Here is a 23,719-nt window from a genome sequence, read left to right on the forward strand (position 1 = left end):
ACCGTTCGTCCTGAGCCTGCCGAAGGACTTAATCAGAGCTTCCTTAAGCATCATTTGGCAAAGCTCAATAGCAAGCCTGAACAGATTTTCTGTTTACACTTGAGCAAAAACTGGATTTCGTTTTAATCCTCGTCGTGATAGTCTCTACGATACAACTGACAAATTATTACGTTTAAAACCGTTCTAACTGACTAAAAATTATCAATAAAGGAGAATATCATGTCGTTACGCATCAACGATATCGCCCCGAACTTCACTGCGAAAACTACTCTGGGAACTATCGATTTTCATCAATGGATCGGCGATAGCTGGGCTATCCTGTTTTCTCATCCCAAAGATTTTACGCCAGTATGTACCACCGAATTGGGCTATATGGCCGGTCTGGAAAAAGAATTTGCACAACGCAACTGCAAGGTAATCGGTTTAAGTATCGATCCAATTGATAACCATGAGCAATGGGCTAAAGACATTGAAGAAACACAAGGTCACGCGGTTAAATTCCCGATCATCGGCGATACCGATTTGGCTGTCGCCAAGTTGTATAACATGCTGCCTGCTGATGAATCAGGCACATCGGAAGGGCGCACAGCCGCAACCAATGCGACCGTTCGTTCTGTATTTATCATTGGGCCGGATAAAAAAATCAAATTAATGATGACCTACCCGATGACCACAGGCCGCAATTTTAATGAAATTCTGCGCGTGCTCGATTCGATGCAGTTGACCGCGCAATATAAAGTGGCTACACCGGTCAATTGGAAAAAAGGGGAAGATGTGATCATTGTGCCCAGTGTGTCCAATGAAGAAGCAGAAAAACTCTTTCCACAAGGGTTTAAAACCATCAAGCCTTACTTGCGCACGACAAAACAACCCGGTTAATTTAGGTTAATTCCGTCCAAGTACGGAATGAATCTGGATAGCGATGAACGAACGCTAACTGAATGACTGCTCACGGATTATTTTCTGTAATTCTTGCAGCTCGGGCAAGCGCCGCTTGTAGCCGGTTTCTTCGATCAGTTTTTCCGCCTGCGCCACATGCGCTTGCAGCGAAATCCCCCTGCCCCTTTTTCTAAGGGGGGGGGGAACTTCCGGCACACCGCTTTCTCGGCTTCCCTCTTTGAAAAAGGGGGATTCCCTTTCTCCGCAATCAGCAGCCGCGCCATTTCCAGATGATAATCTGGTCAAATGCAACCGCATGCCGTTCGGTTCGGCGATGCCGTACACTTCTTGCAAATCTTGATGGGCGCGGGTGAAATCAAGTTTGGGATTGCGGGTGTCTCGATACAACGCGGCATGAGCAAGCAGGCCGCGAGGTAGCATGTCCTGATGCCTGCTGTGCGCAAGCCGGCTACAGCTTGATCCAGCCAACGGACGGCCTGCTAAAAATCCCCCTGCTGCAAATACACGCACCCGAATATAGGCTTTGTCGATGCAAGAGCCATCAAATTACAATTCGTGAAATGGTCAGTTCAACAATTCAGATCATATTCCGCCCGCACCAGCGTCACCCTACCGTGCGCCAACAATCGCTTAATTTCACGGATAGCCGGTTTATCGCTGCTGTTGTGGGAAAGAAAAATGTCAAATTCTTGAACCACACCGGCCTCCCGTTGGCATTATTGGCTTGAAATTAAAAAATAATTAGGATAATAATGCTTGCCACCTGATTTGTCAGGATTACTGCAATCCAGCTGTTGGTGTATGACTGCAAATAACTCAACCAGGAGATTACCGTCATGTCATGGAGTCTAAAGAATTGGCACCGGAATCACATTCTTCAGCAAGAAGGTATATCCGATTCCATCTGGCAGAAGATGATTCATCTGCGTTGTTTAAAAGGGCTTAGTCCTGAGGAACTCTCGCGCTTGCGTGATTGCGTGACATTGTTTCTGCACGACAAACAAATTTACGGCGCGCACGAGCTGGAAATCACCGATGAGATGCGTGTGACGATTGCGCTGCAGGCTTGCATTCTAATTCTGAATCTTGATCTGGACTATTATCAGAACTGGAACCAGATTATTGTGTACCCCGGTGAATTTATTCTGGATTACGATTATGCGGATGAATTTGGCGTTGTGCATCATGTGCATCGCGTCGCATCGGGCGAAGCCTGGTCTGCCGGGCCGGTGATTCTTTCCTGGCAGGATGCAGCAGATACCAACACTCATCCCGGGCATAATGTAGTCATCCATGAATTTGCGCACAAGATTGACATGCTATACGAAGGCGCCAATGGCTGTCCGGAGTTACACGCCAACATGAGCGCGTATACCTGGCATGAAGTATTCAGCAGCGCCTATGCCAAATTCTGCCATCAGGTCGATAAGCGACATGAAACCATCATTGATCCGTACGCGGCGGAGAGTCCGGCAGAGTTTTTCGCGGTATTGAGTGAAGTATTTTTTGAACTGCCGCTCATCACCCAGCAATACTTTCCCTCGGTTTATGAACAGTTGGCGCTGTTTTACCGCCAGGATCCGGCGCAGCGCTGGCGTTGATTCTTGCTATGTGCCTATTTTATTAATGCATACTTATTCACAGCGTCAAGATCAATTTCTTTGTACGCACTAACGACAAAATCGGCTTTTACTAATTTTCCGGGATCATAGGTTGTAGTGATCGCAATGCACCACATTCCGGCGCTTTTCGCGGCATCAATCCCATGCGGCGCATCTTCAATGACGACACAGTTTTCCGGCAATGACTGGAGTTGCTGCGCTGCGTACAGAAAAATGTCGGGATTGGGTTTGGAGCGATAGCCTACTTTGTCCAGCGTGTAGATTTTATTCTCAAACAGTGCCGAGAGGTTAAGGCGCTGATCCACGCGTTTCAGCAGATCTTTATCCATCGACGTTGCGATACAGGTTTTGTAGCGGTTGCGCACGGATTCGTAGAATTCAAGAAATCCGGAGATGAAGCTGGTTTCATGAATAAAAAGATCCTGCACGATATCTGCACGTTCTTGCGCTAACGTTTCGGTATCTCCTGCAAACTGATACGCTTGCTTCATTACTTCCACCCCTTCGACGAGCGTCCGTCCGGTGAGTAATGGTTTGATCCGTTCTCGGTCATAGACAAAGCCTCTACGCTGCAAAAAGATTTCCTGCCCTTTATCCCAGATCGCTTCCGTATCAATCACGATGCCTTCCGCATCAAAAATAATCGTATCAATCACGATATTGCGCTCAAATTAGAATCGTTCATGTAAAACAGCATTTTATTTTTTTAATAGCCCGCCAAGGCTACTTAATAATTCTTTGAAGGTTTTTTCTTTAATATGGCCATATACCAGAAGGGCAGCTAACAACATCACGACAAAAAAGGTAAAGGCCAGAAGACCGAATTTCTCGGTAACCATCAAATAAAAACCAAGCCCGGAGAGCAGGGTTGCAAATCCCATGATGATGATAATCGGGGCTATTTTCCAGCCAGTTAATTCAGACCGGGACTCCGGCGTGCGCGCAGGAAGATCCGGATATTCTGTACCGGCATGCTTTTGCAAAACAGCCAAGGCAGGCAATGCTTTTGCTGTGGCCCAGGAAAATAATCGCGGCCCATAAAAAGCCCCGGTGTTTTCATCGATCTTGTCTTTAAGGCTATGCATGGCTTCATGCGCCAATGCGCTTTTTTTATCATCCAAATTCTCCGATCCGAGAAGAAGCCGCATCAACAAGGTATCGGTCATGAACATAAAGCCATAACCGCCAGTTTGGCCATTCGCAATTTTGGTTTGGTCAATTTCCACCCATTCTTCTCGCAACCTGATGGCTTTATCCGGGTTTCGCAGCAGCCATTCGATGGCCTGTTTTTCCTGTTCCGGAAATGTACTTAAATTATTGTTGCGCGCAATTTGTAATACCAGCGCGGCATGAATGGTATGAACGCCTTGCAGGTGACCAGCTTCGCCGAATGAGCCGCGCACTTCATCGCCCCCGTCGTTGTAATAAGCACCCACCAAATGTTGCAGACCTTCTGATATCTGGCTTTGATAAGCGCCAGGATAGGCATCGTAGGCATCCAGCAAAGCTGTCAGTGCAAAACAAGTCGGCATCAGTGCATCGGGCTTACCTCGGGCGTAACTCCAGCCTTTTGTATTTTCATTTCTGCGTGCAAGCAGCCATATCAGCGCCAATTGCACCGGGCCTTCGTCAATCCCCTTGCCGGCTTTGATGAGCGCCTGAATCGCATAGCAAGTACGCACCAAGTCAGGAATATCGATGGTTTTACCATCATCCGTGGTTAATTCCCGTGCCCACGAACCGGCATCTTGGCCATCCACTGTTTGATGCTTCAGAAGAAAATCAACCGCGCCGCGGATCGAGCTAGTGCCCGCATGACAAATCCCGCTATCGATCAGAGCGATCATTGCTTCGGCGGTATTGAGTACATTGATATGACTGCCGCGACGCTCGCCCCATCCCTTCGATTCACTATCCTGCTGCTGTTCCAGCCATCGACCCGCATTTTTGATAATTTCAGTGATCTGAGTCATGCAATCTCCCCTCCTAAATTTTTTACCGCCAGAACCGGCACAATGACCGCTCGAATGATGCTAAAAAATTAATCTGCAGTATGGCAGGATGTGCCAATGCTGGGAAGTGCCTCACTCGAGGGTTGATTTGTTTACAGGAAGTGAAATATTTGCAAGATTCAACTGGATACCTTTCCGAAGACCAATACGGTCAATGGAATCCGTGAACGGCTTTATGTCCAGAGCTTACAAGCAAAAGGTTTGAGGTGGTTGGTACATTGTATAGATGCGTCTGGAATTATTGTCCCAGAACATAATGCTGATATTCGCAATTCCCCACATGAATATCCCTTAGTTGAGAATCTTCGACGCCGCCCTCAAAATAGGCGACAAATACCCGCATGGTTTCTTCATGCGCGACTATAAGCAGGGTTTTATCCTGCTGCGCTTTTAACCAGTCGATAAAGCGCAAAACACGCAGCTTGTGATCCAGCAAAGACTCACCGCCATTCACGCGCGCCCGGAGCGGATTATGGCTGATCGCTGCAAAATAATCCGATACCGGTTTGCCCTCAAATCCCGAACGGATGTCGGCAAGATCCGCATGCACCACAATCGGCGCGGCGTGATACCGGTTCACGATCTCCGCCGTTTGACGCGTGCGCGGCAGAGGTGAAACGATGATGCGCTCAAATACCTCATTGCGCAGCGCCAACGCTGCCGATTGCGCCTGCGCTATGCCTGCCTCCGTTAAATAAACATCCCGGCTGGGGTCGTCGTTACACAGACCAAGGTCGTTATAGTTCGAGCGCCCATGGCGCATACAATAGATGTTCATGTATATGTTGAGCAGAATTTAAGAAGCTTACAGTGCATTACACGATACGATTCCTTGGCTAGTTGATTACCAATTTTCACTAAATTGATCTTTATTGGTGATTTGATATCTCCATAATTCATTTGCCAATTTCTAATTGACACGTCACACTTTCAATCATATAGTCAACAACACGATTAAACAAGCGATTAAAAATGATTACAGCCAATGATCTAAAAACGAAAGGAATTGCCTGCCTGGAAGAAAGCTTGGCGGATAAAACGGAAGACATCATCACTGTGCGCGGCAAAGAATGTTTTGTCGTGATGAAAATCGAGCAATATCATTATCTGCGTGAGATGGAATTGGAAGCAGCGCTTTACGAAGCAAAACAAGACATGGCATCCGGTCAATTCAGCAAAGATACGATCGATCAACATGTCGATGACCTGTTTTCTAAATGAGCCACACGCTCATCTTCACCGACAGTTACAAAAAACGCGCCCGACGCTTTGCACAAAAACACCCGGATTTAAAGGAACCTTATCGCAAGACCTTGCAATTACTGGCCTTTAATCCTTACCACCCTTCCCTGAGAATTCACCCGCTAAAAGGCAAATTGTCAGCGTTACATTCAGTATCGATTAATCTCAGTTACCGCATTACGCTTGAAATACTGATTACTGAAAAAGAAATCATTCTGGTTAATGTGGGGAGTCATGAGGATGTGTATCAGACGGGGTAGGCGCGCTACTTTGCGCCACCACAAGATTTTTAATGCGCGGCCATTATGGCTTTCCTACCCAATCCAAATGCTAGCCGCACTAAAATACACTTCGACAGGCGGCGATTCCAACTGCGTTCTCAGGGAGCAGGGCAATCGATCAGGCGTATCCAGTGCCTATAGCAGAATTGCGTATCGAGCAGCAATCGCATTGTTAGCGATTCTCAGAGGATGGTTCGATGGCTCCATTCTGAAATTGCATCACCACATTCTCGGGTAATGCCGCATCGAAATCTTCCGGAACATTCAATTGCCCCTTGAATATACCCAGGCTTCGAGAGGAAGGTAAGCTGTGCAATGGCACTAATTTAGCAATGGGTTTCCCCGCTTTAGCGATGATGATTTCCTCACCGGCTGCAGCTTTCTCAATAAATCGGGACAAATGGGTTTGTGCTTCATGGATGTTGATGGTAAGCATATTGGTATTTTCTTATCACTTGGATTAACTGGACTACGTTTAGTCAAGTCAGTTCATTAGGTCAAAATCTCTAAATAAGACATAAATCCACTGCCGCATATTCAGTAGCAAAACGATACAATGCGGTTTTTCTCTCGTTAGCCAACGAATAAGAAAGGGGAATATCCATGAAAATCGATATTGATCAATTGAATGAATCAGAACTCATTGATCTCAACAGACGAATCGTTGAACGACTTCGCTTTCTCCGCCAAATGCGAGCTCACACAAGCATGCTTGCATTCTCAATTGGTGACAAAGTTTGTTTCGAGCCTGACAATGAACCTCCGGTATTCGGAATCATTACGCGCTACAACAAAAAAACTGTCTCCATCCTGGCAGAGGATGGTAATAAATGGACCGTATCGCCACAACTTCTGCGTAGAATCACTGACATCTCTTAATCTGAGCAAGCTGAATATGATTACAACCAACGATCTAAAGACCAAAGAGATTGTGTGCCTGCAAGAAAATCTGGCGGATAAGACGGAAGACATCATCACCGTGCGCAGCAAGGGATGTTTTGTCGTCATGAAAAATAAGCAAAGCGCATTACCGGCACACTGTATTGTGTGAGTCAAAATCGGGGCAATGCGCTACGCTTATTAACGCCCTACATCTCTGTACGTTTTTACGCCTGGTCAAGATTCGGCCTTATCGGCACGTTCTGCCGCCAGAAGTTCTAGGTGCAAAGACGATTCTTCCAACAATTGTTTGCTTTGAAAAAGCATGGCTTTTATCTTTTCTTGCTGTGCCTGGTTTAGACGCTGGTATCGGAACGTCTCTATCGCAAGGAAGTGAATGACATCAAGAACATCCATCGATATTCGTGGCAATCCATGCAACTCTATCGACCAACTGCCCGGAATATAATGCTCGAAACTGTTTCTCAGTGTTTCTTTTAATCGCCTGATGGAATCCACTTGACTCTCAGAGAGATTCAGCGGTAACCCACCGTGAAGTGTTCCCATCCAGTTAGCATCCTGGCAGCTTTCCAAGGCTTCATCGAGCGTAATTAGTCGCTCATGACCTTTCTTTGTAATCTTCACGACCGACTGATAATCAGAATCTTTACAAGCAGCGATAGCGAAACCATACAGAGCCCCGTGTAATGACAACACCACCCATTTCCAGGCGTTTTCGTCGGTCATTGCCTGACCGATAAACTCGCCCGCCCTCTCCAGATAATCTAAAGCATTCGTCTCTTCGGTGAACCGTAAATATTTATCTGTAAAGTGCTGCTTCGTCAATTGGTTCTCTTGCCTAACGAATTAGATTTCTGAAATGACGTGATAGCTTACGTCAAAAATAACATCCATCATTACTAAATTCATTATTTCTCCTTATTCCTTAGGATAATACGTCGATTTAGATTTCATCCTATCAAACTTTGTTACCCCGGCTTCCCATCCACCCGCTGCCGCCAGTAAATCGGCGCATACTTAGCCGCCCAAAATACAAAACAGCACAGCCAAGCAAGTCCTGCAGCCACATACAAAATCGGCGCGATCATCGGCACGATATCCGCCAATATTCTCAGTACTGTAGCCGCTTGAAAACTTAAGAACAGAATCCAGGTAATGTGATCCAGTTCCAGTGGACGCCCCGAGTGCCCGAGCGTGACGCGTGACGCCATCGCCAGAATCATGCTGGCAAAATAGCCAATCGCCAGTGCGTGCAAGGGCGCCAGGCCGAGCAACATGCTGCCGGACAGCATATACACCAGGCTTTGCACCGCGTACAGCGTCATGGCTACACCCAGCCAAGCGAATGAAACATGCAATACCGCCAGCAAACTCACGCGGAAGCTGCGCAGGAATCCCCAGCGGTACGATAAATAGAATGCACAGCCCGCCAGCGGAAAATCAACAATCCATAGATAAGCTGGCATATCCAGCGATTGCAGGCAGCCATGCGCGCCAATACAAGCCAGCATTAACCAGAGCATCCAGTAGGGTCTGATCAATACGTAGTTGTCCAATACCCGGCTGGAGAAAAATGGAATCATGCGGTGCGAAACGGTCAGCACGATCGGCAACAGAAAAAACCAGATGCCCGCATGGCGCGCAAAATCCAGTGCAGCCGGGCTTTCGGTGACCAGCCACAACAAATACGCAGCCATACCCAGCCAACCCATGAGTAGCGCGGCACTGATTACGCGCGCATGGCGTTTATCCTGAGCAGGCGCGGTGCCCAACAGGATGCGGAATAACACATAAACCGCAACGCCCCATCCGGCCAGCATGAATTCTACGCCCATGATGAGGATTACTTTGTGCGTCAATAGCCCGGCATAAAACAACACAACACCGATCGCCATCAAGCAACAGGTGGCCATGTACTCACTCGTTTTTACTTTGTCACCGTTCATCCAATTGGGATACGTGGTAAACAAAAAACCAAAAATAAAGAACGGGAAAAACCCATAGACCATCAGGAAAGCATGCGCCCAGGTCGGAGCGATGCTCCAAACTGTAGCGGATCCCATTAGGGCATAGCGCCCGGTCAGATCAAACACCCACCAAAGCAGTGTCAGCACGCCTTGCAGCGCGCCGGCAAGAAACAAGCTGCGATGCGGCGCAGCCGAAATATGATCGCGAACGGTCAATGGTATGGTCATTCAAGCTCCTTATGGGCACTTCTATAAATCCAAATTTCGTCACAACACTTTGTTGCTCACAAAAAATGTTTCCTTACATATCAATTATATGCTGCGTCACCATTTTTTGCTCGCGCCTCGTTTTGTTTGGAACTTTGAATTTTTAGAAGTGCCCTTATGAAATATGCATTTCTTCATAGTTCTAACTATCTCTTTAATTATCCAGATCAATTATTTCTCTTAAACCGGGTTATTTGCTATGATGCATGTCCTGCTTTGCGCAACGAATCTTCATGCTCAATATTGATCTGCATTGTCATTCCACAATTTCTGATGGTTTATTAACACCCGTTCAACTGGTCGAACGCGCCGCGCTACGTGGTGTTGAAACGCTGGCTTTGACCGATCATGACGACATCGCCGGGTTGGCAGAAGCGCGCCAGACAGCCGCTGCGAAAAATATCACATTTATAAACGGCGTGGAAATATCCGTCAGTTGGCGCGGCCGTACCTTGCACATTGTCGGACTGGACATTGATCCAGAGTATACGCCACTCATCGAAGGTCTGACCGCTATCCGCGCAGGCCGTTCGCAACGTGCCGCAAATATCGCTGCGGAACTCGAAAAAATCGGTATCCACGGCAGCCTGGAAGGCGCTTATGCCCACGTGGGCGAACGGCGTTTGATCGGACGCACACACTTTGCCCGTTTCCTGGTTGAGCAAGGCTATGCCAAAGACGTAAAATCCGTATTTAAAAAATATCTGGTGAAAGGCAAGCCGGGATATACTCCGCACGAATGGGCGGCGCTCAGTGATGCGGTAAGCTGGATCTGCGGCAGCGGGGGGTGTGCAATCATTGCGCATCCGGGACGCTATGATTTGGGCAAAAATGTACTCAATGATTTACTCGATGAATTTTGTACGCTGGGCGGATCGGCCATTGAGGTGGTCACGTCGAGTCACACGCCGGAGCAGGTTCGTCACTTTGCGCAACATGCGCAAAACAAGAATCTGATGGCTTCATGCGGCTCTGATTTTCATGGTCCGGGAGAAAGCTTTCACGACCTGGGGCAATTACCCGAATTTCCGCAGGGATGCACACCCATCTGGCATCACTGGAAAAACACAATGGCAGCCGAACTTGTATAACAATTGTTGATAAACTGATAACACTCATTTAATCCAGATACAGTCCTTACTGTGGCCCAATTTTTTTCTATTCACACCGACACACCGCATTTACGCCTGATCAAACAGGCCGTCGCAATCGTTCGCAGTGGCGGAATCATCGTTTACCCCACGGATTCCTGCTATGCCCTGGGTTGTCACCTCGGTGATAAAAACGCGATGGCGCGTATCCGCACTATCCGGCAAGTGGATGAGCGCCATCATTTCACGCTGGTGTGCCGGGATCTGGCGGAAATTTCAACCTACGCAAAAGTCGATAACAGTCAGTACCGGTTACTCAAAGCCACGACACCCGGCAGCTACACGTTTATTTTACAGGCAACGCGGGAAGTCCCACGCCGCATGCAACATCCCAAACGCAATACCATCGGCCTGCGCATTCCTGACCATCCGGTTGTTCTGGCGCTGCTGGAAGAACTCGGCGAACCATTACTCAGTTCTACGTTAATATTACCGGAAGACGAATTTCCGCTGAATGATGCGGAAGAAATCCGCGAACGCCTGGAGCATCAGGTTGAACTGATTATGGATGCCGGTTCCTGCGGAATAGAAATGACCACCGTGATTGATTTGACGACTGATGTGCCCGAATTGATCCGGCAAGGTAAAGGCGGTCTCGAACCCTTTGGATTCAGTCATGGATGAAATTATTCAAGGCATCGCCATTTATGCCTTACCGGTCATTTTTGCCATCACCATGCACGAAGCGGCGCATGGTTATATTGCCAAACATTTTGGTGACTTCACTGCCTTTAATGAAGGACGCATCAGCCTCAACCCGATCCGGCATATTGACCTCATCGGCACGATTCTGGTACCGCTGACGTTATTCGTTCTCAGCAAGATGACGGTCGGCGCGGGATTCTTATTTGGCTGGGCCAAACCGGTGCCGGTTAATTTTTCCAACTTGCGCCAGCCGAAACGCGACATGCTGTGGGTAGCTGCAGCAGGCCCTGGTGCCAATCTGTTGATGGCGATTTTTTGGGCTTTGATGATCAAATTAGCCATCGCCATGCCGGAAAGCGGTTTCGCAAGACCGTTGGCGCTAATGGGAATCGCAGGGATCGAAATCAATGTCATCCTGATGGTGCTCAACCTGCTGCCACTTCCGCCTTTGGACGGCGGCCGCATGGCCATCAGTCTATTGCCACACCGCTTAGCTTACCCGTTTTCACGGATCGAACCTTACGGCCTTATCATATTATTGGGATTGCTATTCAGTGGCGTGCTGGGTGCTGTGATCGGGCCAGTGATTACTTGGGCCAAGATAATTATTGTGTCAATTTTTGGGTTATATATCTAACAACGTTTTACATTTAGGATATCAAAATGTTTGCTGATCGTGTTTTATCAGGCATGCGCCCCACCGGCAGCCTGCATTTAGGTCATTATCATGGCGTATTAAAAAATTGGGTGAAATTGCAGCAGCAATATGAATGCCTGTTTTTTGTCGCGGATTGGCATGCTTTAACCACCCATTACGATACGCCGGAAATTATCGAACAGAATGTCTGGGATATGGTGATTGATTGGCTGGCTGCGGGTGTCGATCCCTCTCAGGCGATTTTATTCATTCAGTCCAAAGTCCCTGCACACGCCGAACTGTATTTATTGCTGTCAATGATGACACCGCTCGGCTGGCTGGAACGCGTACCCACCTATAAAGACCAGCAGGAAAAATTGTCTGAGAAAGATCTCAGCACCTATGGTTTTCTTGGCTATCCGCTGCTGCAAAGCGCGGATATCCTGATTTACCGCGCCAATCTGGTTCCTGTCGGGGAAGATCAAGCGCCGCATCTGGAATTTACACGCGAAATTTCACGCCGCTTCAATCATATTTATGGCAAAGAGCCCGGTTTTGAAGAAAAAGCCGAATTAGCCATCAAGAAGCTGGGTTCAAAGAAATCAAAATTGTATACCGAGCTACGTAATCTGTATCAAGAACAGGGCGATGAACATGCGCTGGAAGAAGCCAGGTCGTTACTGAATGAGCAACAGAATCTCAGTCTGGGTGACCGGGAACGCTTATTTGGTTATCTGGAAGGCGGCGGCAAAATGATTCTGACCGAACCCGAAACGCTGCTCACCGACGCCTCCAGAATGCCCGGCCTGGATGGTCAGAAAATGTCCAAATCCTATAACAACACCATCAGCCTGCGCGAAGACCCGGAAAGCATCCGGAAAAAAGTCCGCACCATGCCGACAGATCCGGCACGGGTGCGGCGTAGTGATCCCGGCGATCCTGCCAGGTGCCCGGTATGGCAATTCCATTTGGTTTATTCCGACGACAATACCCGTGAATGGGTGCAGCGCGGTTGCAAGAATGCGGAAATTGGCTGCCTGGATTGCAAATCGCCCATCATCGACAAGATTCTGGCTGAACAGGCGCCGATGTACGAGCGCATTATGAAGTACGAAGAAGATCCCACCCTGGTGCGCAACATCATTGCGGATGGTTGTGAGAAAGCCAACAAACTGGCCGAAGAGACCATGCGTGACATCCGCGAAGCCATGGGACTCAGTTATTCCTGATTGACCACGCAACACCGGGCAATTGAATCGATCACCCAATAAGCAACAGGGGGCAGCAGTGAATTCCGTTATTGATTCTGCTGATACGACGCAGCCTATAGCCAAAATCTGCGGCGAACCATTACTGGAAATTCCGCAGGATTTGTATATACCGCCCGACGCACTCGAGATTTTCCTGGATACCTTCCAGGGTCCGCTGGACTTGCTGTTATATCTGATCCGCAAACATAATCTGGAGATTCTGGATATTCCGATGGCCGAACTCACCCTGCAATATATGGCCTACGTTGAAATGATGCGTGTTGATCAACTGGAACTGGCAGCGGAATATCTGCTCATGACCGCGTTGCTGATTGAAATCAAATCACGCATGCTATTGCCCAATCCAAAGACTGAAGCAGAACAAGAACATGATCCGCGTGCCGAGCTGGTAAGGCGTTTACTCGAATACGAGCAAATGAAAAAAGCCGCATTACGCCTCAATGAATTGCCGCAAGTTGAGCGTGACTTTAGCATCATTCAGGTGTGGATCGAACAAAATACCGTCGAACGATTACCCAGTATCCACATGGATGATTTGTACCATGCCTGGGTCGCCATTCTGGCGCGCGCCAAAGTCAATCGCCATCATCAAATCAAACGTGAAACCCTTTCCGTGCGTGCCTATATGAGTCAGGTTCTGCGCGATCTGCGCGGGCACAAACAGGTTGAGTTCTATGACTTGTTCAGCCCTTCAGCGACAGTTGCCGAAGTTGTCGTCACTTTTCTGGCGATCCTGGAACTGGCTAAGGAATTGTTGCTGGAAATTTCTCAGGCTAAAGATTCCGGAATTATTTATGTCTGCGCCATTGATGCCACTTCACCAGCCTGACCCATTGGATTCGCTGAGTCCTGCAAAAACCAGGCACATTCTGGAAGCGGCATTGCTGGCGGCACAAGATCCTTTGCCCATCAGTGAATTAAGAAAGTTATTCAATAATGAATTAAGCGCTGCGGTGCTCTCCACATTACTGGAAGAAATCCGCGAGAAATGGAGCGACAGCGGCGTTGAACTGGTCACGGTAGCTAGCGGCTGGCGGTTTCAGACCAAAGCGGACATGCAACCGTATCTGGATCGGTTAACCCCGCAAAAAGCACCGCGTTATTCACGCGCGGTTCTGGAAACCCTCGCCATCATTGCCTATCGCCAGCCCGTTACGCGCGGTGATATTGAAGAAATCCGCGGTGTGGGTGTTTCCAGTTCGGTGCTCAGAACACTCATTGCGCGTGGCTGGATTGAAGCTGTCGGACATCGTAACGTACCCGGAAAACCGGAATTGTTTGCCACGACACAGCATTTTCTGAATGATCTGAATCTGCGCTCGCTAGAAGAACTTCCACCACTGGAAGAGATGAAATCCTTGATTGAATCCAGCGACAAGAACCAGGACCTGCCTTTTGAAGAACCAGAAGAATCCGGTCATTGAGATTTTGCCGCCCGCTGCACTTCGAGTAGCGCAGGGGTAAGGTGGGGCGCAATCACTTGCAGCAATTGCCCGAATATTTTTGGATTGCCTGCAATAATTTGCCCGCTTTCCAATTGTGTCTCATTGCCTTCCAGGTCGCCGACCAATCCACCCGCTTCGGTAATCAGCAGACAACCGGCGGCCATATCCCATGGCGCCAAGCCAATTTCCCAAAAACCATCATAACGTCCGTTCGCCACATAGGCCAAATCCAGCGCAGCAGAACCCGGTCGGCGGATCCCCGCGGTGCGTGGAATAATATCCTTGAACATGGCAATATACGCATCCAGGTGCGTCAAATCACGAAACGGAATGCCCGTACCAATCAAACAATCCTCAAGCCGGGTACGTTTACTGACACGAATCCGGCGATCATTCAGAAAGGCACCGCCGCCCCGGGTAGCCGTAAATAGTTCATTATTGGTAGGATCGTAAACCACCGCATGACTGAGCACACCTTTATGCTTGACTGCAATGGAAACCGAATATTTGGGAAATCCATGTAGAAAATTTGTCGTGCCATCGAGTGGATCAATAATCCACTGATATTCTGAATTTTTTTCATCGCCCCGGCGACCACTCTCTTCCGCCAGAATCGCGTGATCGGGATACGCTGCTAACAAAACTTTGATAATGGCGTCTTCAGCCGCGCCATCCACTTCACTCACATAATCACTGTGTGATTTTTTCGATACATTGAGCAAATCCAAGTTTTGTGAAGCCTGATTAATAATACTACCGGCACGGCGTGCGGCTTTCACCGCGATGGTTAGCATTGGATGCATATTTTTGATTCAGAATTTAACAGAGAGAAGCGCGATTCTAATATGAATCCACCTTGCACGCTTGATTTTATAGATTTGCAGAAATCGGCCGCGATCAAGGCACTGTTTGCAACGCTGCAAGAATGTGCCGGAAAATTAAAAACCCGCATTTCGATATCGAAATGCGGGTTTTTTAAGAACGTAAGTTACCCTAGATAATTTCTTAGGTATTCTTTAGCCCTGCATGCGACGGCGAGTTGAAAAACCAATCAAACCAAGACCAGCCAGCAACATGGCATAGGTTTCTGGTTCTGGCACTGCACTAATTGCAACCGAGTATTGTCCAACAGAGGCCGCGTCACCGAGATAGCCGCTAATGTCTAAATGATACTGTCCATCAGGCAACAAGCCAAACGGAGTGGTTACATTATTACCTGAAAATGTTGTAAGCAAAGTAGTGCCATTGGGATGAACATTATCCCATACCTCAACAGTCAAGCCCGTGATCTCACTCACATTAACACCGTTTAAGGTCAGCAAAAGAGTGCTTGCGGAACCAAACGGCAAGTTCGCTCCAGAAATAGTAAAATCTGCGTATTCTTCAAAGAATGATGAGGAAGAACCGCTTACAATTGCAGCGAGTACCGTAGGAGTCGAACTAATCACACCCATTTGATAAGCGTTTGCTTGCGAACCATCGCCAGGTAAATTAGCAATTCCTGCATGAGCAACGCTACTTGCCATCAATACGACGGCTGCCACCAAATTTAATTTATAGCTATTTTTCATTTAAATTCTCCAAAGTGAGTTTACAAAAACTTATTAAATTACCATCATAATAAAAGAGCTTAGGCGAGGCGCCTATTCGTTAATAACTACAGTCTTGTCGATCCGGTCATTAAATAGATTGATAGAAATATCAATAATTACCTATTTATAACGTGATAAGTCACATTATTTGATTGACGAATTTATAAGAAAACTTACAGCTCAATAACAGATAGATAATACCCCCCTCACTACTATGAGGGATTGGAAATTATGCCTATAAAACAACTTTATTGATATAAGCATTTTGCTTATTTTTTAAAAAACTTTGCATTAAATTACTCTCTAAAATTCCTATTTTTATCCAGCCTATCTTTATCGAATTGCATTAAGGAATAGAAACACATTCATGGTGTATCTAGCCGTTTAGGCAGAGTTGAGAAAACAGGCCGCATAGACCCATAACCGGCTCAATAGCATTCCGCTGTTCTGAATTTCTGCCTATTTCTGAAAAGAATAGCAAGTATGCCCATCACACGATCATGGCACCCGGATCAAAGCTGAAGCAATCATATCAGCATATCTACAGGCAAAGCTTTTTTGAGGTTCTGTTATTACCTACCTGGATAATTAAAACGATAGCTATATCCATCTCTTTTCATTACTTAGCAATCTGCAACCGCTGAATAGAATAGCAGCAACGCAAGTATTTCTGTCTTTTGCTGTATTCATATTAACCAAGCTTCCAGAATCTGTATGATCGATAGGTCACCTCATAAAATACGTGTGCTCGTAGCAGAAAGCTTTGAGCTTGTTCGCATGGGCTTGCGCGCTTTATTTAATAGTCATTCTTCAGTACTCTTGGTTGCAGACACCAATTCTATCGAAAACTTATTCAAGCTAGCGATACAGCATAACCCAGATGTAATTCTTATTGATTTGCAGTTAAGTGGTGACGATTATGCCGAACATATTTCCAAATTGCTGCATGTTTGCCCGCAAAGTAAGATTCTGGCTTTATCACAGCACGATAGCGAGCATACTTATTTGCAAACATTTCATTCCGGAGCATCAGGCATTATCAGTAAATATGAATCCTCTAGATTGTTATTGAAAGCTATCTATGCAATCCACGCGGGACAGAGCATGTTTGATCGCCACCTCACCAAACTGGCGCAGCAAACTCGACCCAACCCCAATCTATCAGCAGAAATACAAACCAAAGACATAACATTGCAGCAAGTAAAATTGAGTAATTGCGAACGCCGCATTGCTTGTTTAGCATGCAAAGGTTTATCGGCTAAAGAAATAAGTTTACAACTGATTGTGACCGAAAAAACGGTACGCAATAAACTATCCGCAGTCTATAAAAAAATAGGGGTTAAGAAACAAATTGAGTTATGTTTGAAAGCGCCCCTATATGACTATTTCAAATAATCCTACATGATCGGGATATTTTGTCAGATAATTACCCCAAAATAGGTATGTTTCCGGGACAAATGACATCTATTTGTCATAAAGTATATTTGATATAATATTTCTCCACTAAATTAAATAGATAGCGATAATAAATCGTTGCAATCTATTTACCGCGAAAGGAATCTCTACAGAAATATTTGATCGCCAGTGCACAGAGAGATCTCATGTTAATGGCTCAAGATAAATACAACTAAAACATGATTGAGCAATCTCATACTAAAATACGCGTATTGGTAGCTGAAAGTTTTGAGCTTGTGCGCTTGGGCTTGCATTCGTTGTTTGAAAATCATTCTACAATTCGCTTGGTTGCAGAAACCGGTTGTATAGAAGATTTATTCAATTTGGTTGTGCAACATAAACCTGATGTGGTCATTATTGATCTGCAATTGAACAATGGTCACTGCGTCGAACATATCTCCAGATTGCTGCATACCAGCCCGCAAACTAAAGTGCTGGCTTTCTCTCATCACAATAGCGAACAAACCTATCTGCAAACATTTCGTTCAGGAGCAGTGGGTATTATCAGCAAACATCACTCCTCTGAACTGCTATTAAAAGCCATCTATGCAATTCACGCAGGTCAAATCTGGTTTGACCGCAATATTACCAAGTTGCTATGGCAAGCGCAATTTGCTCCCAATCCATCAACTGACTTACAAACTGATTCCGGAACATTACATAAACCCAAATTGAGCGATGGTGAACGTCACATTGCTTATCTCGCATGCAAGGGCTTATCGGCCAAAGAAATAAGCCTGCAATTATTTGTCACGGAAAAAACCGTACGCAACCAACTCTCTGTAATTTATAGAAAAATAGGGGTTAAGAAACAAATTGAATTATGCTTGAAAGCACCTCAGTATGATTACTTCAAGGAATCCTACCTATCCGGGACATTTTATCCGCAAGATCCAGAAAAATAGCAGCATCTTAGGGACAAATGACATCTATTTATCGTTAAATAGTTTTGATAAGATCCCACGGATCACTAAAGTAAATAAATAGCAATTATTCGGTAGCTGCAATCTATTTGCCAAGTTGTGAGCCTCAAGAAAATCGTAAGCATCTAAAGCCAATAGCCTTATTAATATGCCGGGGGACGTTTTCCCTAAGCGATTCTCTTGATACGAACTTTTTCACATAAGGAGGATTATTAGAATGTCTTTTCAACCCAATCAACCCTGTTGCGCCACGGAGTTCACAGAGAATTCCACTGCCGCACCACCTATGCCGCATCAACCACTGTTAAGAAAAATTACTTTCCTCTTCATACTCATACTGGCAATGTCTTTTGCAATCATTGAAAAGAGTTTTGCAGCAGAACATATTATTCAAATGACGGCGGAAGAAACTAAGGACGATGGTTTTGGTAATAAGCTGCTGGCTTACAAAATGTTGAGTCATACGGTTGATGGCGTGAATATTACACGTCGATATAGTCCTAATGATCAACCACCTGTTGCTACAATTCCCGGGCCAACAATCGTATTGACAGAAGGTGATACGGTTAAACTGACTCTTTTAAATGCAATTCCAGGCGATCCTCCTGCTGCAGGACTTAGCAAGCAAGTCAGCGTGCATGTACATGGTGTTCATTACAACATACTCAGTGATGGCACACTCAAGGTAATCAATCGGCACCTTGATGAGGGAGCGGGTGTTGGGCCGGAAGATACTTTTGTAACCTATGAGTACGAATGGAATGTTGCTCGCGGAACTGCAGGAACGTGGCCTTATCATGACCATAATTTCGAGAGTCATAACGGGTCTGAAAATAGAGGGCTGTTTGGCGCAGTTATTGTCAACCCGGCAGCCAGTCCTATTCCTTATACGTTTGCTAAAGAGTATGTGCTCTATCTCGGTGATGATGCTTTCTGGGGAATGGAAATTAATGGCATCAGCAAAAAACAATCGAAACATGGGGTCAATCCATCACTGTCCGCTGCAAAAGACACTTATGTCAGATTTCATCTGATCGCAATGGGCACTGATATCCATAAATTTGTACTGAATGGTTATCAGTGGTTCGATCCGGGAACACATCACCTTATCGATCAGATTGCAATTGGGCCTCTTGAGAAACATGTATTTATTATCAAAGCAAATGGAAGCACACAGTATATGGATAATAATTTCTCAAATAAATTACTGGGCATGATCGGTAGCTTCAATGTCCATTAAACAAGCGAATAAGCAGATAGAAGATAAGGATGACAACATGAACAAAAAGATTTTTGGATTAAAAAATCCAACCTTGATGCTGACAGTTTTTATACTGTTTGCCGTCACACTTCTGGCATCACCCATGGCGCTGGCAGCGGTACAGAATTTTTCCATCGCAGCTAACACGCTACCGAATGGTCAATTGGGTTACGCCTTGGCTGACAGTGCTGCAGAAGCTGTTATTCCTGGCCCGGCCTTGTTTGTAAAAGAAGGAGATTTGGTCAAAGTAACACTCACCAATAACACCGCGTTTGAGGTGGGCTTCAATGTACCTGGTCTAATTAATACGAATACTGCGAAAGCAAAACCGGGACAGACGCAAAATTACACTGTGCTGGCGAAAAAAGCTGGGACTTATGTATATCACGGTAATGGAAAAGAGCTTCTCGGTCTATTTGGCGCACTTGTCGTCGATAAAGCAAGTGATCCGATCGGCAGCTATGTGAATGAGGATGGCAGTATTACCCCTGTTACTCAAGGCGATCTGAATAAACAATTTGTTTTATTTATGGTTGGCTCAACTTTCTGGGGCACCGAGATATCCGGGGGTGGAGCACAACAAAAACCGCTCTGGGCTAATCCAAATCTGGGAGCCGTTGAGAACGATATTGTCCGTTTTCACATTCTGTCGGTAGGCCCAGGACATACCTTCCATCTGCACGCGCATCGCTGGCTTAAAACAGGAACAAACACTGTAATTGATACCAAATTACTGGCAGATGGTTCAGACAGCCATACATTTACGATTAAAGCTGGCAGTGGTGTCGGTGCCGGCGATTGGCAATATCATTGTCACTTGTTTTCACATATGGAAGCAGGAATGCACGGCAGTTTCAAAGTTGACCCGGTGGGCGGTGACGGCGCCAGTGTGGTAGGCGCGTCCCCATATGGCAATATTTTACTGGGTACACGACCAGAAGAACCTGGCCTGGTCACTTTTGAAATTACCGATGTGCCGGGGAGCTGGTTCAGAAGCGCACGGGGTGATGCGATCGTTGGGCTGGGTTTGGACATTAAAACCAAATCATTGGAAGTGATTGCTCCAGGTAGCAGTGTCAATTTTATTATGTCAGATACCAACGCAGTGCACACCATTAGTACTCTGTTATGGCCTACAGGCGCGCATCATATGCCTTTCAATCAAACAGATGCCTATCGGGGAGGCGGGATTGTCAGATTAGATACGCCGGGCCTGTATGTATTCACTTGCAAAATACACCCATACATGTTTGGAGCGGTGATCGTGGATGATCCCACTACAACTGCAACTGATGAAGAAGGGAAAATTACGCCAGCGCTTGATCTAGGCGACAAAGCATCTGATTTTAAGATAGATCTCGTAACAGGAATAACAAACTTGCCTACGAGCAGCGATCTCGCTATTCGTTTACTGAAAACATTTTTTGTTGCAACTTCCCCAGACAATTGGCAGGACTATTCGTCAGGTCTTTGGAATGTAAGATTCCCCACGCTTCCTGTCGCTATTACAGGAGCAACAGCAAAACTATCTGATTTATTAAATGTATATAATGCGCCCCTTTTAACGCCCAAACATCCGGAAAAACCTGGTGTTGGAGAGGTGTGGATTAATACCCAATTCGAGAAAACTGCAGGCAAATACAAACCCGGCACAATTACTGTGGTTAATGCAGCCGATTGGACTGTTAAGCGCAAGATTGCACTGCCCGGAATCAATATGAATAACCCACATAACATGTGGCCTAACAGGGATCAATCCGTTATCTATGCGACACAATGGTTTGATAACAAGCTAACACTGATTAATCGTGAAAATGGTCAATTAATCAAAAACATTCAAGTAGGCTATGCACCCTCTCATGTGATGACTTTACCCTCGACGGATGATCTTACGATTGCTATCAATGGCGAAAATGGTATTTCTGTCATGCCAGCCGGTACAACAACTGTTACTAAAATGATGCCAACACAGGCGCACGGACATACTTCCGCCAGTCCGCACGGTCATTGGGTGAGCGCAGATGGCTCCAAGATCATAACGCCTAATATTAATACCGGTGATGTTGGAATTTATGCTGCCGATGGCGACATACAATCTAGAACGGCGACAGGGCAAGGTGCTCCTGGTGCGCATCCGATTGCTATCGGTATGATGCCTGATTCCAGCAAGATTTATGCAACCAACCTGTTGCATCATTCTTTAAGTGTGCTTGATGGCCATACAGGAGAGTTGATAAAAACTATTAACCTCATCGCTGACTATAATCCTATTACGGGAGAAATAAGTGATCTCAATCATGATGGTGTAACTGCTGTCGGTGTGCTACCCATCCAAACGCCCGTTTCTCCAGATGGCAAGGCTGTTGTCATCGCTGCGACAGGTGGACAGATACTCGTGATTGATACGAAAACTGACAAGATTGTCGCGATGTTTGGTTGCGATCCCGGTTGTCACGGCGCAAATTTTGGCGCTAAGAAAAACGGCGGGTACTATGCTTATGTAACGAGCAAATTCTCTAACCGGCTCACGGTTGTGGATGTAGACCCTAATGGCGATGGCGACTTAAGCGATGCAACCATTGCTGGTTATGTTTCTCTGGTCGACAACGGAAGCAATGCTAAAGACGATACCGTTAGCGGCTTGCCAGGGTTTGGCGGTCAGGGGGTGCTGGCCATACCCAATGTTTATAATGGTTGGGTGCAGAATCTGCCAGAAGAGTGGAAAAGCGATTTGACTACTGCACAGAAGGATCCAGTAGGAGCACATTAGTCAGAAACGTCGGCCACCAGTTTATAAGCTGGTGGCGCCGCTCCTTAAGAAGTCTCTGAATAACTCACCTTTGTCATTCCGAACGTAGTGAGGAATCTTTGGTAATCAACAGTATAGATTTCACTCTAAGCTCGAAATGGCAGTTATTCAGAGATTCCTTAACAAAGCAAAGGAGAGTACGCCACTAGCAGGGCAATCGGGCTAAAAGAGGCTTGAAAACAGAAACAAGATGAGGTATTAGCTTTATCATTTTGATTTCAAATGATAGAGAAACCGATAGCGTCAATTATCCATCACTTTTCAAGCATTGAAGACCCGAGAGTAGACAGGCAAAAGAAACACCAGTTACAGGATATATTTTTTATCGCCTTATGCGCTGTTATCTGTGGGGCGGACAATTGGGTGGCTATTGAAGAATTTGGCAAAGCCAAGATAGACTGGTTCACTAAATTGCTTGGTTTGCAGCATGGGATACCCGCGCATGATACCTTTGGAGATGTTTTTGCAGCGATAGACAATGAACAGTTTGGCGAGTGTTTTTCCAACTGGGTGTCTGACTTAGCCAGTCTGACTGAAGGAGAAGTCATTGCAATTGATGGTAAATGCTTAAGGCGTAGCATTGATAAGGTTTCAAGAAAGGCAGCTATCCATATGGTCAGTGCATGGGCGCAGCACAATAGCCTGGTCTTGGGTCAGGTTAAAGTGGACAATAAATCCAATGAAATTACGGCCATTCCCAAGCTGTTATCGCGACTGAATATTGCAGGAAGTGTGATTACAGTTGATGCCATGGGTTGCCAGAAAAGAATTGCTCAGCAGATTATTCAACAAGGTGGCGATTATGTCTTGAGCCTGAAGGGCAACCAGGGTAACTTACATGAAGATGTTGCCACGTATTTTACCTCGCAGTTATCGCCTGAAGCCGCCATGGTGACTGTTGATGGGGATCATGGACGCATTGAAACACGTACTATCTGTGTGACAGATGAGATCGCATGGTTAAAAGAACGTCATGCTTGGGCAGGACTACAAAGTATCATTGCGGTTACAGCAACAAGAGAATCAGAAAATAGAATCACCGGGGAAACGCGTTATTTCATCAGTAGTCTGAGCGCCAATAATCCGGCTAAACTGGAACATGCTGTTCGCGCTCATTGGGCTATCGAGAACAATTTACATTGGGTGCTTGATATTGCTTTTGATGAAGATAGCAACCGGACACGCAAAGGCCATAGTGCAGCCAATCTTGCCACTATCAGACATATTGCTTTAAACCTGATAAATAAAGAAAAAATATCAAAAGTCGGTGTAAAAATAAAACGATTAAAGGCCGGTTGGAATAATGATTATTTGCTCCGCATTATTGGAGTAATTTAAG

27 protein-coding genes are annotated in these 23,719 nt (G+C 46.1%); 18 read left to right on the plus strand and 9 right to left on the minus strand.

The features are described from left to right. Window positions 1–219 precede the first annotated feature (219 nt). On the plus strand, window positions 220–879 hold the full coding sequence (locus tag NIT79A3_RS16780) for a peroxiredoxin (protein WP_013967330.1): 660 nt from the start codon (window positions 220–222) through the stop codon (window positions 877–879). A 54-nt stretch (window positions 880–933) separates the two neighbouring features. Here the strand turns inward: NIT79A3_RS16780 and NIT79A3_RS16785 are convergent, their stop codons facing one another. Beyond that, window positions 934–1,410, minus strand: a complete 477-nt coding sequence (locus tag NIT79A3_RS16785) for a hypothetical protein (protein ID WP_156797125.1) — start codon at window positions 1,408–1,410, stop codon at window positions 934–936. A gap of 50 nt (window positions 1,411–1,460) precedes the next feature. On the opposite strand from NIT79A3_RS16785, the gene NIT79A3_RS18945 reads away from it, so the two are divergent. Both NIT79A3_RS18945 and NIT79A3_RS16790 read left to right on the plus strand, forming a co-directional pair. After that, a complete protein-coding gene (locus tag NIT79A3_RS18945) occupies window positions 1,461–1,628 on the plus strand; it encodes a hypothetical protein (protein ID WP_156797126.1) in 168 nt (55 codons plus the stop codon). Between the two features lie 108 nt (window positions 1,629–1,736). After that, window positions 1,737–2,501 carry a M90 family metallopeptidase gene (locus tag NIT79A3_RS16790; protein WP_013967332.1) on the plus strand — a complete coding sequence of 255 codons (765 nt, stop codon included), beginning with the start codon at window positions 1,737–1,739 and terminating at the stop codon, window positions 2,499–2,501. A 14-nt stretch (window positions 2,502–2,515) separates the two neighbouring features. Here NIT79A3_RS16790 and NIT79A3_RS16795 read toward each other — a convergent pair whose 3' ends face one another. The 3 genes from NIT79A3_RS16795 to NIT79A3_RS18040 all read right to left on the minus strand — a co-directional run bounded on the left by NIT79A3_RS16795 (window position 2,516) and on the right by NIT79A3_RS18040 (window position 5,312). Beyond that, on the minus strand, window positions 2,516–3,178 hold the full coding sequence (locus tag NIT79A3_RS16795) for an HAD family phosphatase (protein ID WP_013967333.1): 663 nt from the start codon (window positions 3,176–3,178) through the stop codon (window positions 2,516–2,518). A gap of 42 nt (window positions 3,179–3,220) precedes the next feature. Beyond that, window positions 3,221–4,495 carry a prenyltransferase/squalene oxidase repeat-containing protein gene (locus NIT79A3_RS16800; RefSeq protein ID WP_013967334.1) on the minus strand — a complete coding sequence of 425 codons (1,275 nt, stop codon included), beginning with the start codon at window positions 4,493–4,495 and terminating at the stop codon, window positions 3,221–3,223. A 277-nt stretch (window positions 4,496–4,772) separates the two neighbouring features. Next, on the minus strand, window positions 4,773–5,312 hold the full coding sequence (locus NIT79A3_RS18040; protein WP_083817980.1) for a histidine phosphatase family protein: 540 nt from the start codon (window positions 5,310–5,312) through the stop codon (window positions 4,773–4,775). Between the two features lie 194 nt (window positions 5,313–5,506). Here NIT79A3_RS18040 and NIT79A3_RS16810 point away from each other — a divergent pair, with 194 nt between their 5' ends. Then, a complete protein-coding gene (locus NIT79A3_RS16810) occupies window positions 5,507–5,755 on the plus strand; it encodes a prevent-host-death protein (protein WP_013967336.1) in 249 nt (82 codons plus the stop codon). Next, window positions 5,752–6,036: a plasmid stabilization protein gene (locus NIT79A3_RS16815; RefSeq protein ID WP_013967337.1), complete on the plus strand. Its 285-nt coding sequence runs from the start codon at window positions 5,752–5,754 to the stop codon at window positions 6,034–6,036. Before NIT79A3_RS16810 ends, NIT79A3_RS16815 begins: the two co-directional genes overlap by 4 nt. A 193-nt stretch (window positions 6,037–6,229) precedes the next feature. On the opposite strand, the gene NIT79A3_RS16820 is transcribed toward NIT79A3_RS16815, so the two are convergent. Then, on the minus strand, window positions 6,230–6,493 hold the full coding sequence (locus tag NIT79A3_RS16820) for a type II toxin-antitoxin system Phd/YefM family antitoxin (protein WP_013967339.1): 264 nt from the start codon (window positions 6,491–6,493) through the stop codon (window positions 6,230–6,232). Between the two features lie 167 nt (window positions 6,494–6,660). Between NIT79A3_RS16820 and NIT79A3_RS16825 the strand changes: the two genes are divergently transcribed. Continuing rightward, the gene (locus NIT79A3_RS16825; RefSeq protein WP_013967340.1) at window positions 6,661–6,936 is read left to right on the plus strand and encodes a hypothetical protein; all 276 of its coding nucleotides are present in this window, start codon (window positions 6,661–6,663) and stop codon (window positions 6,934–6,936) included. A 16-nt stretch (window positions 6,937–6,952) separates the two neighbouring features. Beyond that, the gene (locus tag NIT79A3_RS18950; protein WP_013967341.1) at window positions 6,953–7,108 is read left to right on the plus strand and encodes a hypothetical protein; all 156 of its coding nucleotides are present in this window, start codon (window positions 6,953–6,955) and stop codon (window positions 7,106–7,108) included. A gap of 65 nt (window positions 7,109–7,173) precedes the next feature. On the opposite strand, the gene NIT79A3_RS16830 is transcribed toward NIT79A3_RS18950, so the two are convergent. Both NIT79A3_RS16830 and NIT79A3_RS16835 read right to left on the minus strand, forming a co-directional pair. Further along, on the minus strand, window positions 7,174–7,782 hold the full coding sequence (locus NIT79A3_RS16830; RefSeq protein ID WP_013967342.1) for a hypothetical protein: 609 nt from the start codon (window positions 7,780–7,782) through the stop codon (window positions 7,174–7,176). 143 nt (window positions 7,783–7,925) lie between these two features. After that, a complete protein-coding gene (locus tag NIT79A3_RS16835) occupies window positions 7,926–9,152 on the minus strand; it encodes an NnrS family protein (protein ID WP_013967343.1) in 1,227 nt (408 codons plus the stop codon). 272 nt (window positions 9,153–9,424) lie between these two features. Between NIT79A3_RS16835 and NIT79A3_RS16840 the strand changes: the two genes are divergently transcribed. Genes NIT79A3_RS16840 through scpB form a run of 6 tightly spaced genes read left to right on the plus strand, consistent with a single transcriptional unit; the run spans window position 9,425 to window position 14,319 of the window. Next, window positions 9,425–10,282: a 3',5'-nucleoside bisphosphate phosphatase gene (locus tag NIT79A3_RS16840; RefSeq protein ID WP_013967344.1), complete on the plus strand. Its 858-nt coding sequence runs from the start codon at window positions 9,425–9,427 to the stop codon at window positions 10,280–10,282. A 51-nt stretch (window positions 10,283–10,333) separates the two neighbouring features. After that, window positions 10,334–10,966 carry an L-threonylcarbamoyladenylate synthase gene (locus NIT79A3_RS16845; RefSeq protein WP_013967345.1) on the plus strand — a complete coding sequence of 211 codons (633 nt, stop codon included), beginning with the start codon at window positions 10,334–10,336 and terminating at the stop codon, window positions 10,964–10,966. Next, window positions 10,959–11,624 (plus strand): site-2 protease family protein, encoded by a 666-nt coding sequence (locus NIT79A3_RS16850; RefSeq protein WP_013967346.1) that lies wholly within the window; start codon window positions 10,959–10,961, stop codon window positions 11,622–11,624. The genes NIT79A3_RS16845 and NIT79A3_RS16850 overlap by 8 nt, the downstream gene beginning before the upstream one ends. A 26-nt stretch (window positions 11,625–11,650) precedes the next feature. Then, entirely contained in the window at window positions 11,651–12,853 is a 1,203-nt protein-coding gene (locus NIT79A3_RS16855; protein ID WP_013967347.1) for a tryptophan--tRNA ligase, read from the plus strand. A 58-nt stretch (window positions 12,854–12,911) separates the two neighbouring features. After that, window positions 12,912–13,724: a ScpA family protein gene (locus NIT79A3_RS16860; protein ID WP_013967348.1), complete on the plus strand. Its 813-nt coding sequence runs from the start codon at window positions 12,912–12,914 to the stop codon at window positions 13,722–13,724. Beyond that, window positions 13,690–14,319, plus strand: coding sequence for an SMC-Scp complex subunit ScpB (gene scpB, locus NIT79A3_RS16865; protein WP_013967349.1), 630 nt, complete (start codon window positions 13,690–13,692; stop codon window positions 14,317–14,319). Before NIT79A3_RS16860 ends, scpB begins: the two co-directional genes overlap by 35 nt. On the opposite strand, the gene NIT79A3_RS16870 is transcribed toward scpB, so the two are convergent. Further along, window positions 14,313–15,143: an inositol monophosphatase family protein gene (locus NIT79A3_RS16870; protein WP_041360393.1), complete on the minus strand. Its 831-nt coding sequence runs from the start codon at window positions 15,141–15,143 to the stop codon at window positions 14,313–14,315. The two genes, scpB and NIT79A3_RS16870, sit on opposite strands and share 7 nt — an antisense overlap. A gap of 213 nt (window positions 15,144–15,356) precedes the next feature. Further along, the gene (locus NIT79A3_RS18045) at window positions 15,357–15,911 is read right to left on the minus strand and encodes an FxDxF family PEP-CTERM protein (protein ID WP_013967351.1); all 555 of its coding nucleotides are present in this window, start codon (window positions 15,909–15,911) and stop codon (window positions 15,357–15,359) included. A gap of 735 nt (window positions 15,912–16,646) precedes the next feature. Between NIT79A3_RS18045 and NIT79A3_RS16885 the strand changes: the two genes are divergently transcribed. From NIT79A3_RS16885 to NIT79A3_RS16905, 5 genes are all read left to right on the plus strand, one after another. Continuing rightward, window positions 16,647–17,327, plus strand: a complete 681-nt coding sequence (locus NIT79A3_RS16885; RefSeq protein WP_013967352.1) for a response regulator transcription factor — start codon at window positions 16,647–16,649, stop codon at window positions 17,325–17,327. A gap of 239 nt (window positions 17,328–17,566) precedes the next feature. Further along, window positions 17,567–18,292 (plus strand): response regulator transcription factor, encoded by a 726-nt coding sequence (locus NIT79A3_RS16890; RefSeq protein WP_013967353.1) that lies wholly within the window; start codon window positions 17,567–17,569, stop codon window positions 18,290–18,292. A gap of 235 nt (window positions 18,293–18,527) precedes the next feature. After that, complete coding sequence (locus NIT79A3_RS16895; protein ID WP_013967354.1) at window positions 18,528–19,550, plus strand: multicopper oxidase domain-containing protein; 1,023 nt, start codon at window positions 18,528–18,530, stop codon at window positions 19,548–19,550. Beyond that, a complete protein-coding gene (locus NIT79A3_RS16900; protein ID WP_013967355.1) occupies window positions 19,540–22,341 on the plus strand; it encodes a multicopper oxidase domain-containing protein in 2,802 nt (933 codons plus the stop codon). Before NIT79A3_RS16895 ends, NIT79A3_RS16900 begins: the two co-directional genes overlap by 11 nt. A 261-nt stretch (window positions 22,342–22,602) precedes the next feature. Next, window positions 22,603–23,718, plus strand: coding sequence for an ISAs1 family transposase (locus tag NIT79A3_RS16905; protein WP_013967356.1), 1,116 nt, complete (start codon window positions 22,603–22,605; stop codon window positions 23,716–23,718). Window position 23,719: the final 1 nt, after the last annotated feature.

Source organism: Nitrosomonas sp. Is79A3, from assembly GCF_000219585.1.
Classification (GTDB): domain Bacteria; phylum Pseudomonadota; class Gammaproteobacteria; order Burkholderiales; family Nitrosomonadaceae; genus Nitrosomonas.

Excerpts from the sequence above, each read along its gene's own strand:
- NIT79A3_RS16855 (WP_013967347.1), top strand. The coding sequence starts at position 11,651 with ATGTTTGCTGATCGTGTTTTATCAGGCATGCGCCCCACCGGCAGCCTG.
- scpB (WP_013967349.1), top strand. The coding sequence starts at position 13,690 with ATGTCTGCGCCATTGATGCCACTTCACCAGCCTGACCCATTGGATTCG.
- NIT79A3_RS16820 (WP_013967339.1), bottom strand. The coding sequence starts at position 6,493 with ATGCTTACCATCAACATCCATGAAGCACAAACCCATTTGTCCCGATTT.
- NIT79A3_RS18945 (WP_156797126.1), top strand. The coding sequence starts at position 1,461 with ATGGTCAGTTCAACAATTCAGATCATATTCCGCCCGCACCAGCGTCAC.
- NIT79A3_RS16890 (WP_013967353.1), top strand. The coding sequence starts at position 17,567 with ATGATTGAGCAATCTCATACTAAAATACGCGTATTGGTAGCTGAAAGT.
- NIT79A3_RS16840 (WP_013967344.1), top strand. The coding sequence starts at position 9,425 with ATGCTCAATATTGATCTGCATTGTCATTCCACAATTTCTGATGGTTTA.
- NIT79A3_RS16900 (WP_013967355.1), top strand. The coding sequence starts at position 19,540 with ATGTCCATTAAACAAGCGAATAAGCAGATAGAAGATAAGGATGACAAC.
- NIT79A3_RS16780 (WP_013967330.1), top strand. The coding sequence starts at position 220 with ATGTCGTTACGCATCAACGATATCGCCCCGAACTTCACTGCGAAAACT.
- NIT79A3_RS16895 (WP_013967354.1), top strand. The coding sequence starts at position 18,528 with ATGTCTTTTCAACCCAATCAACCCTGTTGCGCCACGGAGTTCACAGAG.
- NIT79A3_RS18045 (WP_013967351.1), bottom strand. The coding sequence starts at position 15,911 with ATGAAAAATAGCTATAAATTAAATTTGGTGGCAGCCGTCGTATTGATG.
- NIT79A3_RS16790 (WP_013967332.1), top strand. The coding sequence starts at position 1,737 with ATGTCATGGAGTCTAAAGAATTGGCACCGGAATCACATTCTTCAGCAA.
- NIT79A3_RS16835 (WP_013967343.1), bottom strand. The coding sequence starts at position 9,152 with ATGACCATACCATTGACCGTTCGCGATCATATTTCGGCTGCGCCGCAT.
- NIT79A3_RS16905 (WP_013967356.1), top strand. The coding sequence starts at position 22,603 with ATGATAGAGAAACCGATAGCGTCAATTATCCATCACTTTTCAAGCATT.
- NIT79A3_RS18040 (WP_083817980.1), bottom strand. The coding sequence starts at position 5,312 with ATGAACATCTATTGTATGCGCCATGGGCGCTCGAACTATAACGACCTT.
- NIT79A3_RS16800 (WP_013967334.1), bottom strand. The coding sequence starts at position 4,495 with ATGACTCAGATCACTGAAATTATCAAAAATGCGGGTCGATGGCTGGAA.
- NIT79A3_RS18950 (WP_013967341.1), top strand. The coding sequence starts at position 6,953 with ATGATTACAACCAACGATCTAAAGACCAAAGAGATTGTGTGCCTGCAA.
- NIT79A3_RS16885 (WP_013967352.1), top strand. The coding sequence starts at position 16,647 with ATGATCGATAGGTCACCTCATAAAATACGTGTGCTCGTAGCAGAAAGC.
- NIT79A3_RS16825 (WP_013967340.1), top strand. The coding sequence starts at position 6,661 with ATGAAAATCGATATTGATCAATTGAATGAATCAGAACTCATTGATCTC.
- NIT79A3_RS16850 (WP_013967346.1), top strand. The coding sequence starts at position 10,959 with ATGGATGAAATTATTCAAGGCATCGCCATTTATGCCTTACCGGTCATT.
- NIT79A3_RS16870 (WP_041360393.1), bottom strand. The coding sequence starts at position 15,143 with ATGCATCCAATGCTAACCATCGCGGTGAAAGCCGCACGCCGTGCCGGT.
- NIT79A3_RS16815 (WP_013967337.1), top strand. The coding sequence starts at position 5,752 with ATGAGCCACACGCTCATCTTCACCGACAGTTACAAAAAACGCGCCCGA.
- NIT79A3_RS16810 (WP_013967336.1), top strand. The coding sequence starts at position 5,507 with ATGATTACAGCCAATGATCTAAAAACGAAAGGAATTGCCTGCCTGGAA.